We start from the raw sequence: 17,042 nt of genomic DNA, 5'->3' as shown, positions 1-17,042 counted from the left end.
GGGCCGGAGGAGCATCCCCGAGAATCGTGATTGAATCGTGTCGTCGGCGCGCGAAGCTGTCTCACACCTCCCAGTCCGCCATTCTGTCTGAAACGGAATCTGGTATGGCGTTCGCTTGAGTTTGGTCGAAGCCGTCCCGTCCGCTATGGAACTCTGGGAGTTGTCCGGCCGACCAGCAAGGGTGTCAAAAACGGTCTCTTCGAAAAAATTCGCGGCCCATTTTTTGTCGTCGTGTCGACGTCCTGTTCGTGAATTTGGGGCTAGGATTCAGTTCAAAATCCGATCAGAACCAGAAGGAGCACCCGTTGAGACACCTCTTCATTGTGATCACCACGATTGCCTGCATCTGCCAGTCCGCGTTGGGTGCTGATCCCGTCGACCGAGGGGCCGACGAAGCTGCCATTCGACAGGCTGTCGACGCGTATGTGGCTGCCTATAACGCCGGTGATGGAAAGGCGCTCGCTGCGCTGTGGTTACCTTCGGCCGTTTACGTCATTCCCGACAGTGGAGTGCAAGTCGCTGGACGAGAGGCAATCGAAGCCCTGTTCGTGAAGAGGTTCGCAGAGGTTCCCGGCGGAAAGCTGGAGGCGCAGACGGAGTCCATTGAGTTCATTTCCCCCAACGTGGCCATTGAAGCGGGAACGGCGAAAGTGACCGGAGCCGATCAGAAATCGGAAGAGTCGGAGTACACCGCCGTCTTCATCAAACATGACGGGCAATGGCTTCTCGATCGGGTCACCGAAGAAGAAATCCTGGTCGAACCGTCCAACTACGACCATCTGAAAGACCTCGAATGGATGATCGGCAGCTGGATCGATCAGGACGACGTCAGCAGCATTGAAACAACCTGCCAGTGGACGAAGAACCAGAACTTCATCATTCGCTGGTTCAAGGTTTCGGTCCTTGGACGCACCGACATGGCGGGATTCCAGATCGTGGGCTGGGATCCGACGACTCAGAAGATTCGTTCCTGGGTCTTCGACTCCTCAGGCGGTTTCGGTGAGGGGACATGGACTCGCAAGAATGACACCTGGTACATCCACGCGACTGGAACTGAAGCGGATGGAAGGAAGAGTTCCGCGGTCAACATCATGAAACAGATCGATCAGAACACCATGAGCTGGCAGTCTGTCAATCGGGTGACCGGCGGTGAACTTCTTCCAAATGTCGACGAGACGATCGTTGTCCGGCAACCAAGTGCTGAGTAATCGTCGACTCCCTTTCTGAACTGACATTTTTCGAAATCATCTTTTCGCGGGGCAACCATGAAGCGTCTTCAAAGTGCATTGATCCTCTCTTTTGCATTGTGCGTCATTCCGTCCCATGAATGCGAAGCACGTGGCGGTCGCGGGGGAGGTCCAGTCGGCGGAGCCAGCCGTGGAGTTTCTCGGGGACCTTCCAACTTCGGGGGCGGGATGTCCCGATCTCCCTCCATGAATTCACCCGCTTCGAGACCATCGGCTCCGCGTCCGACAACGCCCCGTCCGAACGTCGGTCAGGCGGGCAACGTGCGGCCCGGGGCATCCCCCTCACGCGTTCCGACCACTGCTGCCGGGGCACGCCCAGGCGCCGGAACCGGAACAGCTTCACGCCCGTCAGCGGGCGACCTGAACAACTTTCTGAACATCAAACCGGGTGCCGGCCAGGGAACTGCCACCGGCGGGGCTGCTGGAGAATTTCTCCGGAATACAAACACACGTCCATCGACTCTCCCCGGCAACGACGGGCGACCCGGAAAAGTTGGGGACGGCGTGGGACCAGGGGATCGAGACGGTCTTCGTCCTTCTGATGGTCTGGGTGATCGTCTTGGGGCCGGCAACCGAGCCGACTGGATCGGCGACCGTGAACAGGGGCGTGCAGACCGCAATCAGCGGCGCGACGAAGTTCGGGATCAGGTTCGTGACAACCATCCCCGTCTGGATTTCTGGAGCGACTATCCCAACTGGGCTGCTTGGAGAATCAATCGTCCTTATCGCTGGGCCACCTGGGGAGCGCTGACAGGCTGGGTTGCGTACGGTTGGGGAGAACCGGTTTATTACAATTACGGTGACAACGTTTATTACGACAACGGCACCGTTTACTATGGCGATAACGCAGTCGCTTCGGAAGAAGAGTATGCACAACAGGCTCAGGACATTGCCCAGAGTGCTCCTCAGGTCGACGTTTCGAAAGAGGACTGGCTTCCACTCGGCGTGTTTGCGTTAACCCCCGCCGGACAGGCCACCGGCCCCGATCCGAGTCTGTTTCTGCAGCTGGCGATCAGCAAGGAAGGAATTGTCGGTGGAACGCTCTATAACTCTGCGAACGACACCACGCAGGCGATTGAAGGAATGGCGGACAAAAGCAGCCAGCGGGTTGCCTGGCATGTTGATGATCAATCCCGCCCCATCATGGAAACCGGAATTGCAAACCTGACGACCGATACGGTCCAGACGCTGGTTCACTTTGCGAACGGCCAGACCCAGCAATGGCTGATGGTGCGATTGAATGATCCGTCGGCATCTCCCAGGGAGGAGCAAAAGTGATTCTTTAATGTTATCATCCAGCGGGCGCACTGCTGCCGACGTTGTCGATTTCGACCAGCTCCCGACCGGGAACCGTGCTGCACCATCCTCTTTCCTTCAGGAATGATACGATGTCGTCCACGCTGCTTCGTTCAGAGGAATCGCAACGTCATGTCAATTCTTCTACCAGTTCGCAGCCATTAAACGCTGATGAACTGGCGAAGATGGACGCTTACTGGAGGGCGTCGAATTATCTGTCGGTCGGGCAGATTTATTTAATGGACAACCCGCTGTTGAGGACGCCACTCCAGCGGGAGCACATCAAGCCACGGCTGCTGGGACACTGGGGGACTTCCCCCGGTCTGAACATGCTGTATGTGCATCTGAACCGGATCATCAAGCGGGACGGCTTGAACATGATCTACATCATCGGTCCCGGGCATGGCGGTCCGTCCCTGGTGGCTCATGCCTACCTCGAAGGGACCTACAGCGAGGTTTATCCGAACATCAGTCCCGATGCTGATGGCATGAAGCGATTGTTCAAACAGTTCAGCTTTCCGGGCGGAATCCCCAGCCATGTTGCCCCGGAAACGCCCGGCAGCATTCACGAAGGGGGCGAACTGGGATATGCCTTGAGTCACGCTTACGGGGCGGCCTTCGACAACCCTGACCTGATTGTCTCCTGCATCGTGGGAGATGGTGAGGCGGAGACGGGTCCGCTGGCCACAGGCTGGCATGGGAACAAGTTCCTCAATCCGCAACGGGACGGTGCTGTTCTCCCGATTCTTCATCTGAATGGCTACAAGATCGCCAATCCCTGCTATCTGGCACGGATTCCTCATGAGGAGCTGCAGAAATACTTCGAGGGGATGGGCTATCGTCCGATCTTTGTTGAAGGTCACGATCCTGCTAAGGTCCATCAGCAACTCGCTGCCGCTCTTGATGACGCGACCGCCTCGATCAAATCGATCTGGAAGGATGCCCGGGAGAACGGGAACTTAAAGCGGCCCGCGTGGCCGATGATTGTCTTCCGCACTCCGAAAGGATGGACCTGCCCGGCAGAGATCGACGGTAAGAAATGCGAAGACTACTGGCGCAGCCATCAGGTTCCCATGGGGGACATGGACAAAAAGGAACACATCCGCATTCTTGAAGGCTGGATGAAGAGTTATCGCCCGGAAGAACTCTTCGATGAAGGAGGAGTCTTCAGACCGGAACTGGCCTCACTCGCTCCGGCTGGGGAAAGCCGTATGAGTGCGAATCCCCATGCCAACGGAGGACTGCTGCTCCGTGACCTTCGGCTTCCGGACTTCCGTGATTATGCGGTCGACGTTCCGAATCCCGGCGGAACGATGGCGGAATCGACCCGGCAGATGGGACGGTATCTTCGTGATGTGATGAAGCTGAACCTTCCCGGAAAGAACTTTCGACTCTTCAGCCCGGACGAGAACAATTCGAACCGCTGGCAGGATGTGCTCGAGGTCACCAACCGCTGCTATATGGCGGAGATCTACCCGGAGGATGATCATCTCTCGCCGGATGGTCGCGTCATGGAAGTGCTCAGCGAGCACCAGTGCCAGGGGTGGCTCGAGGGCTACCTGCTGACGGGGCGTCACGGTTTCTTCTCATGCTATGAAGCGTTCATTCATATCATCGATTCGATGTTCAATCAGCACGCCAAGTGGCTGAAGGTCTGCAACCACATTTCCTGGCGACGGGACATCGCATCGCTGAATTATCTGCTCTCCAGCCATGTCTGGCGTCAGGATCACAATGGGTTCTCGCATCAGGACCCCGGCTTTCTCGACCATGTCATTAACAAGCGGGCAGAAGTGGTGCGAGTCTATCTGCCGCCGGACGCCAACTGCCTGCTGTCGGTGACGGATCACTGCCTGCGGAGCCGGAATTATGTCAACGTCGTGGTGGCGGGGAAGCAGAATGCGCCGCAATGGCTCACCATGGATCAGGCGGTCAAGCACTGCACCCGTGGACTGGGAATCTGGGACTGGGCCAGCAACGACCAGGGAAGCGAACCCGATGTCGTGATGGCCTGCTGCGGTGACGTTCCGACTCTGGAGACGCTGGCCGCAGTCGACCTGCTGCGACGCCATCTTCCGGAACTGAAGGTGCGGGTGGTGAACGTCGTCAACCTGATGAAGCTGCAGCCGGAGCGCGAGCATCCCCACGGACTCTCCGACCACGACTTCGATGCACTCTTTACCAAGAACAAGCCTGTCATTTTCGCCTTTCACGGATACCCGTCGCTGATTCACCGCCTGACTTACCGCCGCACGAATCACGACAACTTCCACGTGCGCGGATACAAAGAAGTCGGGACGACCACCACTCCTTTCGACATGGTGGTGCTCAACGACCTCGACCGGTTTCATCTGGTGGGTGATGTCATCGATCGTCTGCCGCAACTGGGAGCCCGGGCGGCCTACTTCAAGCAGGCGATTCAGGACAAGCTGGTGGAACACCGGCAGTACATCGAGAAGCACGGGGATGACCTTCCTTCGATCAGCGGATGGAAATGGGGAGCTCAAGATCACTTCGCCTCTCCCGGAACATCCACGGAAGGGGACAATGTCTAAGCAGCGATGAGGTTCTGGACCAGCTGCGACTTTGTCGCCGGCTTCAAACTGCCCACTGTCCACGACCCACTGTTTTCTCAGGAATTGCCGATTGACGATCATTCAACCTGTCAAGGAGTTCTGCCATGTGTCGCTGGATGGCTTATTCCGGTTCGCCGATTCTGATGGAAGAACTGCTCTTTAAACCGCAGCATTCGCTGATCGACCAAAGCATGGCGTCACACTCCCGGGAAACACCGACCAACGGGGATGGCTTCGGGATCGGCTGGTACGGCTATCAGGGGCGGGCGGGACTCTATCGCAGCATTCGCCCAGCGTGGAATGATTTCAACCTCCGTGACCTGGCCTCCCAGATTGAAACACCGCTGTTCCTGGCTCATGTGCGGGCGACATCCCAGGCGACCGTGCAGGAGACAAATTGCCATCCGTTCCGATATCGCAACTGGCTGTTCGTTCACAACGGAGAAATCTTTGAGATTGAAAAAATTCGACGCGACCTGTTGCTGGGAATCGCTCCCGAATTGTTCTCAAACATTCTGGGAACGACGGACTCGGAGATCATGTTTTATCTCGCGGTGACGTTCGGTCTGGAGTCCGATCCGTTGGGGGCATTGGCGAGGATGGCGGGTTTCATCGAAGAGACGGCACAAGCACACGGCATTCCCGAAAGCCTGTGGATGACCGTCGCCGTCAGTAATGGACAGACTCTCTACGGTGTTCGGTATGCCAGTGATGGGGACGCTCCGAGCCTGTATCACAGTCGCGATATGGATGACATTTTCACCATCAATCCGTACTTAAAGCAGGTTCTCGGGCATTCGACTCGCGTGCTGGTTTCAGAACCCATCGGTGCTTTTCAGCAGATGTGGGAACCGATCTCCCAGTCAACCGCAGTGCGATGCCGTGCAGGAAATCTCGACATCTTTCCGTTCAAACCGGTCAAACTCGCAGCCTCCGCAGCGTGAACCGGTTTCGTTCAGGACTGGCCGAGTCGAATTCACTTCCCGAAAACAGGTCACTATGAAGCGAAAAGAATACGAGACGCAGCTGGAGAAACTGCAGACGGAACTCTGCCGACTGCAGGACTGGGTGATTCACAAAGGTCTGCGGGTCGTGATCGTTTTTGAAGGGAGAGATGCTGCAGGGAAAGGAGGGACGATTAAGGCGATCATGGAACGGGTCAACCCGCGGGTCTTCCGGAAAGTTGCCCTGTCAGCACCGTCCGAACGCGAGAAAACACAGATTTACGCGCAGCGGTATCTGCAGCACTTTCCAGCTGCAGGGGAAGTCGTGGTGTTCGATCGCAGCTGGTACAACCGCGCCGGTGTGGAATATGTGATGGGCTTCTGCACGAAAGAGGAGTATCAGTCTTTTCTGTCCAATTGTCCCAAATTTGAAAGCTTCGCCGTTCAATCCGGGATCATCCTTGTGAAATATTGGCTGGAAGTGAGTCAGGAAGAGCAGGAGGAGCGATTTGAAGCTCGGCTGAAGGATCCAATGCGTCGCTGGAAGCTCAGCCCGATGGATCTGGAGTCCTATGAAAAATGGTACGAGTATTCCGAAGCCCGTGACCTGATGCTGGATGCCACGGACACTGAAGAAGCCCCATGGCACCTCGTGCGATCGGATGACAAACGCAGGGCCCGTTTAAACTGCATTTCGCATCTCCTCAGTCAGATTCCCTATGAGGAAGCTCCCCGTCCCAAGATCTCCCTTCCGAAGAGATCGAAGCGAGGCAAGTATGATGACCAGGCCTCACTCGTGGGGCGTCGCTTTGTCCCGGAGAAGTATTGATAGAAATGTTCCGCCCCATCGATTCGTGGCCATTCTACAGTGACGAATAACAACGTGAGCATCCTCCTTCTCAATTCCGGATCGAGCAGCCTGAAGGCGACGCTGATGCAGTCGGCGGACGCTCCGGCGATCGCGAAAGGTCTTGTTGACTGGACAGGGACAGCGACCCGCTACGAGTTCAGTTCCGGAACCCATCAGATCACTGAGGGAGACATCCCCTGTCGAAATCATGGCGATGCCGTCCGCCGGTTCCTCGCCGATCTCCGGGCCATTGGCATCGGGGGGAGCGACTCGACGATTCCAATGCAGGGGGTCGGTCACCGGATCGTGCATGGCGGAGCGTTCACTTCGTCAGTTCGCATCACGGAAGAGGTCCGCTCGAGAATTGCGGAACTTTCAGTCATTGCGCCGCTGCACAATCCACCGAGTCTGGAGGCCCTGCGTGCCGCTGAAAGCGAACTTCCGGACATCCCTCACGTGGCCGTGTTCGACACGTCGTTTCACGCGACTCTCCCGCGATACGCTTATACCTATCCCGTCCCAAACCACTGGACGCGCGAACTGGGTGTTCGGAGGTATGGATTTCATGGGCTGAGTTTCGCGTACTGCTCGCATCGCGCTGCCGAGCTGCTCGGACGCCCGCTGGAGCAGTTGCGACTGGTGATCTGTCATCTCGGCAATGGGTGTTCCGCTGCTGCAATTCAAAACGGCCGGAGCGTGGCAACCACCATGGGGATGACGCCACTGGAAGGACTGATGATGGGAACCCGCTGCGGAACGATCGATCCCAGCATCATTCTGGAAATGCAGCTCAGGCACGGCATGCTGGCGGGTGAAATTGAAACAGCGTTGAATCGTCAGTCGGGCGTCCTCGGGGTTTCGCAGATCTCCGGAGACCTCCGGCAGGTTCAGGCTGCGGCCGATCAGGGAAATGAACAGGCCCAGCTTGCGATCGAGATCTATACGTACCGGATCCGGCAGGCGATCGGTTCGCTGGCGGTGACGATGGGGGGAGTGGACGCCTTAGTTTTCACCGCGGGAGTGGGAGAGCACGCAGCGGGAATTCGGGCGTCAGCGTGTCAGGGGCTTGAGTGTCTCGGACTGATGCTGGCCCCCGATCGAAACGCGTCATCAACACCGGATGCTGAGATTTCCAGCAGCACCTCACCGGGACGAATTCTCATCATTCACACGCGGGAGGATCTCACGATGTTCCGTGAAGTCCTGTCGGTCCTTGAAGCTGAGTAAGAAAACAGCCCGAACATCCAGTCAGAATGAATCAGATCTAGCGAACGGATCAACATGAGTATGCCCGATGCAAATTCTCCCAGGGCAAACCAGCAAGTCAGCCTTGCCGACGAAGAAGCGGTCAAGGAGATTCTTGTCAGTACGATGTTCAGCCTGTGGGATGTCGTCAATAACCTGAGCCGATTGAAGCCGTCGAAGCAGGACCAGTATCGGGTCACCATTTTCGGTTCGGCGCGAGCCAAACCAGGGACCTCCGCCTATGAAGAGGTAAAACGGATCGCAACCGCGCTTGCGGAAATGGGGTGCGACATCATCACAGGGGGCGGGCCCGGATTGATGCAGGCTGCCAACGAAGGGGCTGCCGCAGCCAACGGCGATGACGATCGCTCTGTCGGAATCCGTGTCGACCTGCCATTTGAACAACATCTGAATCCGTTCGTACTTCAGGCGTTTCAACATCGCACGTTTTTCACTCGCCTGCACCAGTTTGTTCTCATGTCAGACGCCTATGTCGTCGCGCCGGGAGGAATCGGCACGCTTCTGGAAATGACGATGATCTGGCAGCTGCTGCAGGTGCAGCATGTTCGCGAGACGCCGCTCATTCTTGTCGGCCCGATGTGGAAAGGATTACTGCACTGGGCGGAGGACGCCTTGCTGTCGACCGACCCACCGCTGGCCTCCGCACAGGACGTTAAAATCCCCCAATGCGTGCAAACCGGAGAAGAGGCCATTCGACTCATCCGGGAAAGTCACTCCAGATGGTTGGAGAAGAAACAATCATCACAGTGACTGCTCCAGGCAGCGAGTCGAAATTCATGGCAAATGATTAAGATCAGCGTGGTCACCAGACAAATTTCAACTTGAGTTTTCCCACGAAGGCCAATGCGAGGTCGCTTCCAGACAGGGGAAAGGCCTTTTGAATGTTCGGTTCACATGCGTTGTACGTCGCTTTTGACCGTTCACCCTTCATGGGGCCTCGCAGCGTGATTGCTCTTGAAGCAGCAATTTGACAGACTCAAGACCACTTCATTCACCATCATCTTCTTCATGCGGGAACAGCGTTCGATGGCCAAAAAAGACTTTGCCGTCCTTGTGGTGGCGATTGTGATTTCCGTCGCTGGATATCAGGTCTGGCAATCCCGGCAGTCCACCCTGCCCCCGGGGATCGCTTCAGGCAACGGTCGAATCGAGGCGAAACTCGTCGATATTGCTGCACGCGAACCTCTGCGAGTGAAGAAAATCCTCGTGAAAGAGGGAAGCATCGTCAGCCGGGGTCAGGTGCTCGTGGAGATGGACACCTCCACGCTCGAAGCAGAGCTTGCCGAAGCGAAAGCGACGGTCGCTTCCGATCAGGAGCGGGTCGCCGCCAGTACCTCCACGGTCGTCCGTGCGAAAAGCGAAATGAATCTCGCGAAGGTTGAATTCGATCGGTACAAGAAACTGCTCGAATCCAATGCCGGGACGCAGCAGGAGTACGACCGCAGGGAAGCCAATCTGGAAGTGCAGAAGGCAGCGCTGGCTGAAGATGAAGCCAAGTTGCGAACCGCGCAGCAGGAAGTGGAGGTCTCGCAGGCCCAGGTGCATAAAATCCAGACCCGCATCGACGACGCCACATTGAAATCTCCGGTACGCGGGCGAGTTCTCTACCGGCTGGCGGAAGAGGGTGAAGTTCTCGGTGCCGGTGGCAAGGCGCTGACGCTGGTCAATCTCGAAGATGTCTATATGGAAATCTTCCTGCCGGCGGGAGTGGCTTCGCTGTTGAAAATCGGGTCCGATGCGCGTGTGACGGTGGACCATGCTCCAGGGCGGGCGGCAGCAGGCTCCGTCACGTTCGTGTCGCCCGAAGCGCAGTTCACGCCCAAGCAGGTCGAAACGAAAAACGAACGCGACAAGCTGATGTTCCGCGTCAAGATTCAGGTCCCGGAAGAACTGGTTGCCTCGTACATCGAACGTGTGAAAACCGGGGTTCGCGGGGTGGGTTATGTGAAATACGACGAGAACGCCCAGTGGCCGCCGTTCCTGCAGAACCTCGTCACCCCTCCTCCGAAAGGAGCCGAACCAGCCCCCGCTGACGGCAGCAGCGCAGGCGAAGCGAGTGAAGCCGCTCCCCCTGTGACTGAAGAAACTCCATCGGCAGAACCCAAGTCGAATTGACGAGGCCTGGCATTCCGGGGTATCCGGATGCCCTGTCATCGTACGGGTGTTTCATCATGAACCATGAAGTGACTTGCTCCCGCGTCGCGCACGGTCCGTTCATTCGCTGAGTTTCTCGCTTGCAGTAAAGATGACGATGTCGAACGACAAGCCTGTTGTTTCCGTCAAAGAAGTGACTCATCGATACGGCAGCACCGTCGCGCTGGATCAGCTGTCGATCGACTTTCCGCGCGGACTGATGGTCGGCATCGTCGGACCGGACGGCGTCGGCAAGTCGACGTTGATGGCCATCATCGCCGGTTCCAAAGTGCTGCAGCAGGGAAACGTCACCGTTCTGGACGGCGATATCGCCAGCGTGATCCACCGGCGCGATGCGTGTCCGCGCATCGCGTACATGCCGCAGGGGCTGGGGAAGAACCTGTACCTGGAATTGAGCGTCTACGACAACGTCGATTTCATGGCACAGCTGTTCGGTCTGTCTGCGAGTGAACGCCCTGTTCGCATCAAGGCCCTTCTGGAAGCGACCGGTCTTGCGCCGTTCGCGAACCGGCCCGCCGGGAAGCTTTCCGGAGGGATGAAACAGAAGGTCGGACTGTGCGGCGCACTGGTCCATGATCCCGACCTGCTGATTCTCGATGAACCGACAACCGGTGTCGATCCGCTTTCACGCCAGCAGTTCTGGACCCTCATCGACGACATCCGGGCCCAGCGTCCGGGGATGAGCGTTCTCATCTCAACCGCATATATGGATGAGGCTCAGCAATGGGACTGGATTGTCGCAATGGATGCCGGAAAGGTGCTGGCGACCGGCACTCCGAAAGAACTCATGGAGCGGACGAACACTTCCGACCTGGAAAAGTGCTTCATCGCACTGCTCCCTGAAGAAAAAAGGATGGGGCATCAAGAACTGATCATCCCTCCCCGTGCGACGGGCCAGTCAGAAATCGCAATCGATGCCCATGGCCTCACGCGGCGTTTCGGTGACTTTGTCGCCGTTGATCATGTCACGCTGTCGATTGAACGGGGAGAGATCTTCGGGTTCCTCGGTTCCAACGGCTGCGGCAAGTCGACCACGATGAAGATGCTGACCGGGCTGCTTCCTCCCACGGAAGGGACAGCCACGCTCTTTGGAAAATCGGTCGAGGCCGGAAGTCTGGAAGTCCGTCGCAATCTGGGCTACATGACGCAGGCTTTCTCTCTCTACGGGGAATTGACCGTCCGCGAGAATCTGGTGCTGGATGCACGCCTGTATCACCTTCCTCCAGACAAAGCCAAGGCACGCATTGAAGAACTTGTCGATAAGTTCGGTCTGAGATCGCATCTGGATGCCCCCGCGGGTGATCTTCCGATGGGGCTCCGACAGCGGTTGTCCCTTGCGGTCGCTGTGCTGCATGAACCGGAAATGCTGATTCTCGACGAACCGACATCGGGGGTCGATCCGGTGGCTCGTGACAGCTTCTGGGAACTGCTGGTCGACATGTCCCGCAACCAGGGAGTCACCATCTTCGTCACGACGCACTTCATGAACGAGGGGATGCGCTGTGACCGGATTTCGCTGATGCATGCAGGCCGCGTCCTCGCCTGCGATGAACCGCAGAAGCTGATTGATGCCCGGGGAGCATCCAGTCTGGAAGACGCATTCATCGGCTACATGCAGGACGCCATCGAGGAGGACGTCCGGGGGGACGTTGAGACCGCTGAGGAACAGGCCGCAATCGTCGCATCTGAACCCGCTGAACACGCTGCCCTCTCGCCCGTTCAACTCGCGGTTGGAAGAACACTGGCCTATACACGGAACGAGGCAGTGCAGATTGTTCGCGATCCGGTCCGTCTGCTGTTTGCATTTGTCGGTTCGGCATTGCTGATGCTGGCCTTCGGATTTGGAATCACAACCGACATCGAGCATATTCGCTATGCGACGATGGATCTTGACCAAAGCCCTGAAAGCCGGACATATCTGGAACAGTTCGCCGGCACGACCCGGTACTTCACGAGGATGCCCAACGTCACTTCGCAGGAACAGGGGCTGCACCGAATGCAGTCGGATTCCATCTCCCTGTTGATGGAGATCCCTCCAAACTTCGGGCGAAACTTCCGGAAAGGAATTCCGGCCGAAGTGCTGGCGCAGGTCGATGGTGCCGATACGTTCCGCGGTGAGAACATCGCTCAGTATGTGCAGGGGGTGCAGTACACCATTCTGCAGGATCCCGCCAACGGGCTGCAGTATGAATCGCCCGTGGGGACCGTGCAGGTTGAAGATCGGTACATGTACAACCCGTCTTTTCTCAGCATCTATTCCATCGTCCCAAGCGTTCCCGCGTTACTGCTCATTCTGATTCCAGCCATTCTGATGGCAGTCAGCATCGTCCGCGAGAAGGAACTGGGCTCGATGATCAACTTCTATGTCACGCCGACGCGGCGGATTGAATACCTGCTGGGCAAGCAGATTCCGTATATCGTCATCGGGATGCTGAACTTCTTCATTCTTGCGGCGATGGCACTGATCGTCTTCGGCGTTCCCATCAAGGGAAGTTTCCTGATGCTCACGCTGTGCACCCTGCTGTATGTGACCGTGACGACCGGGATTGGCATGCTGATCTCGACATTCACCAGTAGCCAGGTGGCCGCAGTCTTCATCACGGCCATCATTACCATCATGCCGTCAGTCCAGTTCTCCGGACTTCTGCAACCGGTCTCCACGCTTGAAGGAAGAGCCCGACTGATCGGGGCCATCTGGCCCACGACCTATTACATGCATTCCAGTGTGGGAGCCTATACCAAGGGGCTGAGTGCTGCACTCATGATGCCTGACCTGATTTTTCTGGCATGCTGCATTCCCATTCTCTGGCTGGTCAGCATGATTGGACTCAGAAAGCAGGAACGATGAACAGGACTTCTCTGCTGAATATTCTCTGGCTCGGGCTGAAAGAACTTCGCAGCCTGTGCAGCGACCTGGTGATGCTGCTCTTTGTGATCTACGCGTTCACAGGGGCGATTTACATTCAGGCGACCGGGATCTCGAGCGAAGTCAACAACGCTTCGCTGGCGTTTGTCGATGAAGACGGGTCCACCCTCTCCAAGGAGTTGATGAACTCATTCTATCCTCCGCGATTTCAGCAGCCGGTCCTGATCTCGGCGGATGTCGTGGAAGATTTGATGGACCGCGGAAAGTACATGTTCGTCGTAGTCATTCCGCCTCGCTTCGAACTCGACCTGAAAGCAGGCAGGACTGCCAGCGTGCAGCTGAATATCGATGCGACAGCCATGCAGCAGGCGGCGGTCGGGTCCGGGTATATCAAGAATATTATCACCGAGCGAGTGTCGAATTATCTGTCGCGCACCGATCAGGCTCCGCCTGCACCGGTCAATCTTGTCATCCGCAAATTGTTCAATCCGAACGGCGTTTCTTCCTGGCGAACCAGCGTCGTGGCGATCATCAATCAGATCACCCTGCTGACGGTGGTGCTGACAGGGGCGGCCGTTTTGCGGGAACGCGAACATGGCACGCTGGAGCATCTGCTCGTGATGCCGCTGAATGCGTTTGAGATTGCCATGGCGAAGGTTCTGGCGAACGGACTGGTGATTCTCGTCGCGACCGTCGCTTCAATGTTCATCGTGGTGAAATGGGCCCTGCAGGTCCCGTTTGCGGGCTCTGTCCCTCTCTGGCTGGCGGGTGTCCTGCTGTATCTGTTCTTCGCGACCGCGCTGGGAATTTTTCTCGGGACGATCTCCCGCTCCATGGCTCAGTTCTCGCTGCTGATTATTCTCATCGTCATCGTCCTGCAGCTGCTGTCGGGGGGATCGACACCGGTGGAAAGTCAGCCCATCTGGCTGCAGTACCTGACATTCCTGCTTCCTTCGCGACACTTCGTGAGTTTCTCTCAGGTGATCATTTATCGAGGCGGTGGGCTGCAGGCGGTGTGGCCTCAGTTCCTCACCGTGGCTGCCATCGGACTGGGATTCTTCATCTACAGCCTCAGCCTGTTCCGGAGATCGATCGCCGTGACGAAATAAGGAGAGTCCCATGCCGGAAGAGTTTCGATCCCGCGAACGATTTTCAAATCGTGTCGGCGACTACGCGAAGTTTCGTCCGAGCTACCCGGCTGAGGTCCTTGAGTTTGCACGCGAAAAGCTGGGACTGGTCTCAAGTGACGTGGTGGCCGACGTCGGCTCGGGAACAGGAATCTTCTCGGAGCTGCTGTTGGCCCACGGCAATCGAGTGCTTGCTGTCGAACCGAATGAAAAGATGAGACTCGCAGCGGAACGCTCGCTGGGATCATCACCACGCTTCCGCAGCGTCAACGGTAATGCCGAAGCAACGACTCTGCCGGATCAGTCTATTGACGTTGTGACCTGTGCGCAGGCATTTCACTGGTTTGATCTCTCAAGGACGCGGGATGAGTTCATCCGGATTCTCAAACCGCCCGGGCTGGTGCTGATTGTCTGGAACGATCGCAAGCCCACCGGAAGTCCATTCCTCGAAGCCTATGAACGTTTTCTGCAGAGTGATCTGACGGACTTCCGGCAGGTGGGTCAGCATACAGAGCAGGTGATCCAGCGGCTGGGCGGCTTCTTCAAGCCGGGGACGATGCAGCAGGCGGTTTTCCCGTCACAGCAGTTGTTTGACCGGGACGGGCTGATGGGGCGGGCCCTCTCTTCTTCCTTCGTCCCCGCAGCGGGAGATCCTCGACATCAGCAGGTCATAGACGAGTTGAATCGCATTTTCGATGCCCACAACGTAAATGGCCATGTCGTGATGGAGTACGAGACGAAGGTGTTCGCTGGATACGTTTGGAGTGTTTAATCCTCAGCTCGCTTCATTTCAATTTCAATGGCGGCAGGCCGACACGTGGGCAAAGTTGCAGCAGCGGACATTCCAGACACTTCGGACGTCGGGCGATGCAGATCTTTCGACCGTGGTGAATCAACTGATGAGAAAAGTTGATCCACGATTTCTTAGGCAGAATCCGCATCAGGTCCCGTTCGATGATCTCCGGATTCTGGCTGACGGTCAGCCCCAGCAGGTTCGAGATGCGGCGGACATGCGTGTCCACCACAACGCCGGTGGCAATTCCGTAAGCGACCCCCAGCACGACGTTGGCAGTCTTTCGCCCCACCCCAGGCAGCTGCGTCAGCTCGTCGACCGACCTGGGAATCTCTCCTCCAAAATCGTTCACAACCCCCTGCGCCATTCCGACAAGACTTTTGGCTTTGGCGCGGAAGAAGCCGGTGGACTGGATGATCTTTTCGACTTCTTCGAGGTCTGCCTGCGCAAGTGATGCGGGGGTCGGAAACCGCTCGAACAATTCCGGCGTCACGAGGTTCACCCGCTGATCGGTACACTGCGCCGAAAGGATCGTGGCAGCAATCAATTCAAACGGGTTACGATGGTCCAGGGCGCATTCGACATCCGGATAGGCCTTGTCGAGTCGGGCAATGATTTTTCGGGCACGTTGCTTTTGGTCATCAAAACTGGGGGGCATATCGGGCATCTGTTGATTTCTGAAAACGCGAGTCTCGAGCAGGTGCAGTAATAGGGGAAAAAACACGCAAAATGCAAGGAAATTGCCTTAGACATCGGTCTCCACGTCCGATTAGAAACCGGGCCAGAGCAGGAAGTTCCAATGCTGGATGACACACAACGCGTTTCGTTTCAGCAGGCGATCGATCACTTCAACGCCAGGGAGTTTTTTGCCTGCCATGATGTCCTTGAAGAGATCTGGGCGGAGGTGATGGGAGTTGACCGCGATTTCTTTCAGGGCCTCATCCATGCCTCGGTGGCCCTGTTTCACTTCGAAGGAGGAAACCTGGCAGGCGCGAGAAAGATGCACGATTCGGCGATCCGCTATCTCAGTCATTTTGAAGACCGTCATTACGGTGTCGATCTGGCGAGATTCCGGATGGAGTTCGATGAGTGCTTTCGTCCCCTGCTCGGTGAACACCAGAGCTATCCTGAGAATGTCATATTGAATGAGTCTTTGATTCCGCAGCTTCATATCCAATGAGTGTGATTGAAATGTTGATCAACCCCTGTGAACCAACCCCCCTGAGATCCCGATGCCAGCAGCTCCCCGTCCTCCTGTTGTCCAATCAGGTGCTTCTCCCGCACGGGATCATTCCGTTCCCGGTCAGGAATCTGCCTGAGACATTGATGACGGACCGTCACCAGGCTGCGCCACGTCGTGTGCTGGTGATCCCGGAAAGTTCCGGCCGACAACTATCGGCAACTGAAACTTCGATCGGCTGCATTGCGGAACTGCAAACTTACCCTCAATCGAATTCCCAGCCGGGTCCGGTCCTGTTGAAAGGGATCTCCCGCGCACGATATCGACCGGATACGACACTCGGTACGGCGACAACTTTTGCTGAAGTGGAAAACTTGCCCGACCGGTACTCAGCGTTGACCAAACTTGATCACGCCGGTCTACGCCGGAAGATCATGACGCTGCTGACGGACCGTTGCCAGGAATTGACCATTCGCGAAATGTCGTTCCTGCTGGAGTGTGAACTTCCTCTGGGGCCGTTGTGCGATCTGTCGGCCGCCTCGCTGCATCTCACTCTGCCGGATCTGACCGCCTTGCTCGCACAACCGCATGTGCATCTCCGCTGCCAGATGCTGATTGACGCCTGCAATCGCAGCCGGGTGCGAGGGGATTCCATTCCGACCTTCGGGTTGAACTGAAGGTTCATTCCACAATGGACCGAGCCCGTTGATCGCTCGACCTGCCGGAGTCGAATGGCTCACAGT

Annotated in this window: 14 protein-coding genes; 13 read left to right on the top strand and 1 reads right to left on the bottom strand. The window is 57.0% G+C overall.

The annotated features are described in order from the left end of the window. Positions 1-305 precede the first annotated feature (305 nt). From SH661x_RS15190 to SH661x_RS15140, 11 genes are all read left to right on the top strand, one after another. Positions 306-1,208: a YybH family protein gene (locus SH661x_RS15190; RefSeq protein ID WP_437223011.1), complete on the top strand. Its 903-nt coding sequence runs from the start codon at positions 306-308 to the stop codon at positions 1,206-1,208. 57 nt (positions 1,209-1,265) lie between these two features. Beyond that, positions 1,266-2,525: a hypothetical protein gene (locus SH661x_RS15185; RefSeq protein WP_437223009.1), complete on the top strand. Its 1,260-nt coding sequence runs from the start codon at positions 1,266-1,268 to the stop codon at positions 2,523-2,525. A gap of 110 nt (positions 2,526-2,635) precedes the next feature. Continuing rightward, on the top strand, positions 2,636-5,098 hold the full coding sequence (locus tag SH661x_RS15180; RefSeq protein WP_437223007.1) for a phosphoketolase family protein: 2,463 nt from the start codon (positions 2,636-2,638) through the stop codon (positions 5,096-5,098). 125 nt (positions 5,099-5,223) lie between these two features. Further along, positions 5,224-6,063, top strand: coding sequence for a class II glutamine amidotransferase (locus SH661x_RS15175; protein ID WP_437223004.1), 840 nt, complete (start codon positions 5,224-5,226; stop codon positions 6,061-6,063). Between the two features lie 55 nt (positions 6,064-6,118). Continuing rightward, positions 6,119-6,892: a polyphosphate kinase 2 gene (ppk2, locus tag SH661x_RS15170; RefSeq protein WP_437223002.1), complete on the top strand. Its 774-nt coding sequence runs from the start codon at positions 6,119-6,121 to the stop codon at positions 6,890-6,892. Between the two features lie 54 nt (positions 6,893-6,946). Next, entirely contained in the window at positions 6,947-8,140 is a 1,194-nt protein-coding gene (locus SH661x_RS15165; protein ID WP_437222999.1) for an acetate/propionate family kinase, read from the top strand. A gap of 60 nt (positions 8,141-8,200) precedes the next feature. Further along, positions 8,201-8,929: an LOG family protein gene (locus SH661x_RS15160; protein ID WP_437222996.1), complete on the top strand. Its 729-nt coding sequence runs from the start codon at positions 8,201-8,203 to the stop codon at positions 8,927-8,929. Positions 8,930-9,133: 204 nt separating this feature from the next. Then, entirely contained in the window at positions 9,134-10,294 is a 1,161-nt protein-coding gene (locus tag SH661x_RS15155) for an HlyD family secretion protein (RefSeq protein WP_437222993.1), read from the top strand. A gap of 130 nt (positions 10,295-10,424) precedes the next feature. Beyond that, positions 10,425-13,181: a ribosome-associated ATPase/putative transporter RbbA gene (rbbA, locus tag SH661x_RS15150; RefSeq protein WP_437222990.1), complete on the top strand. Its 2,757-nt coding sequence runs from the start codon at positions 10,425-10,427 to the stop codon at positions 13,179-13,181. Continuing rightward, on the top strand, positions 13,178-14,308 hold the full coding sequence (locus tag SH661x_RS15145; RefSeq protein ID WP_437222987.1) for an ABC transporter permease: 1,131 nt from the start codon (positions 13,178-13,180) through the stop codon (positions 14,306-14,308). The genes rbbA and SH661x_RS15145 overlap by 4 nt, the downstream gene beginning before the upstream one ends. Before the next feature lie 10 nt (positions 14,309-14,318). After that, entirely contained in the window at positions 14,319-15,098 is a 780-nt protein-coding gene (locus tag SH661x_RS15140; protein WP_437222985.1) for a class I SAM-dependent methyltransferase, read from the top strand. Positions 15,099-15,111: 13 nt separating this feature from the next. On the opposite strand, the gene nth is transcribed toward SH661x_RS15140, so the two are convergent. Beyond that, complete coding sequence (nth, locus tag SH661x_RS15135; protein ID WP_437222982.1) at positions 15,112-15,786, bottom strand: endonuclease III; 675 nt, start codon at positions 15,784-15,786, stop codon at positions 15,112-15,114. A 132-nt stretch (positions 15,787-15,918) separates the two neighbouring features. Between nth and SH661x_RS15130 the strand changes: the two genes are divergently transcribed. Continuing rightward, positions 15,919-16,299 carry a DUF309 domain-containing protein gene (locus tag SH661x_RS15130; RefSeq protein WP_437222979.1) on the top strand — a complete coding sequence of 127 codons (381 nt, stop codon included), beginning with the start codon at positions 15,919-15,921 and terminating at the stop codon, positions 16,297-16,299. Next, positions 16,296-16,976, top strand: coding sequence for an LON peptidase substrate-binding domain-containing protein (locus tag SH661x_RS15125; RefSeq protein WP_437222976.1), 681 nt, complete (start codon positions 16,296-16,298; stop codon positions 16,974-16,976). The genes SH661x_RS15130 and SH661x_RS15125 overlap by 4 nt, the downstream gene beginning before the upstream one ends. The last annotated feature ends 66 nt before the right edge of the window (positions 16,977-17,042 follow it).

The sequence above is a fragment of the Planctomicrobium stercoris genome, from assembly GCF_051465655.1.
Lineage (GTDB): Bacteria > Planctomycetota > Planctomycetia > Planctomycetales > Planctomycetaceae > Planctomicrobium.
Note: the sequence above shows the minus strand (reverse complement) of the source record. Positions and strands in the feature narration are given on the sequence as shown.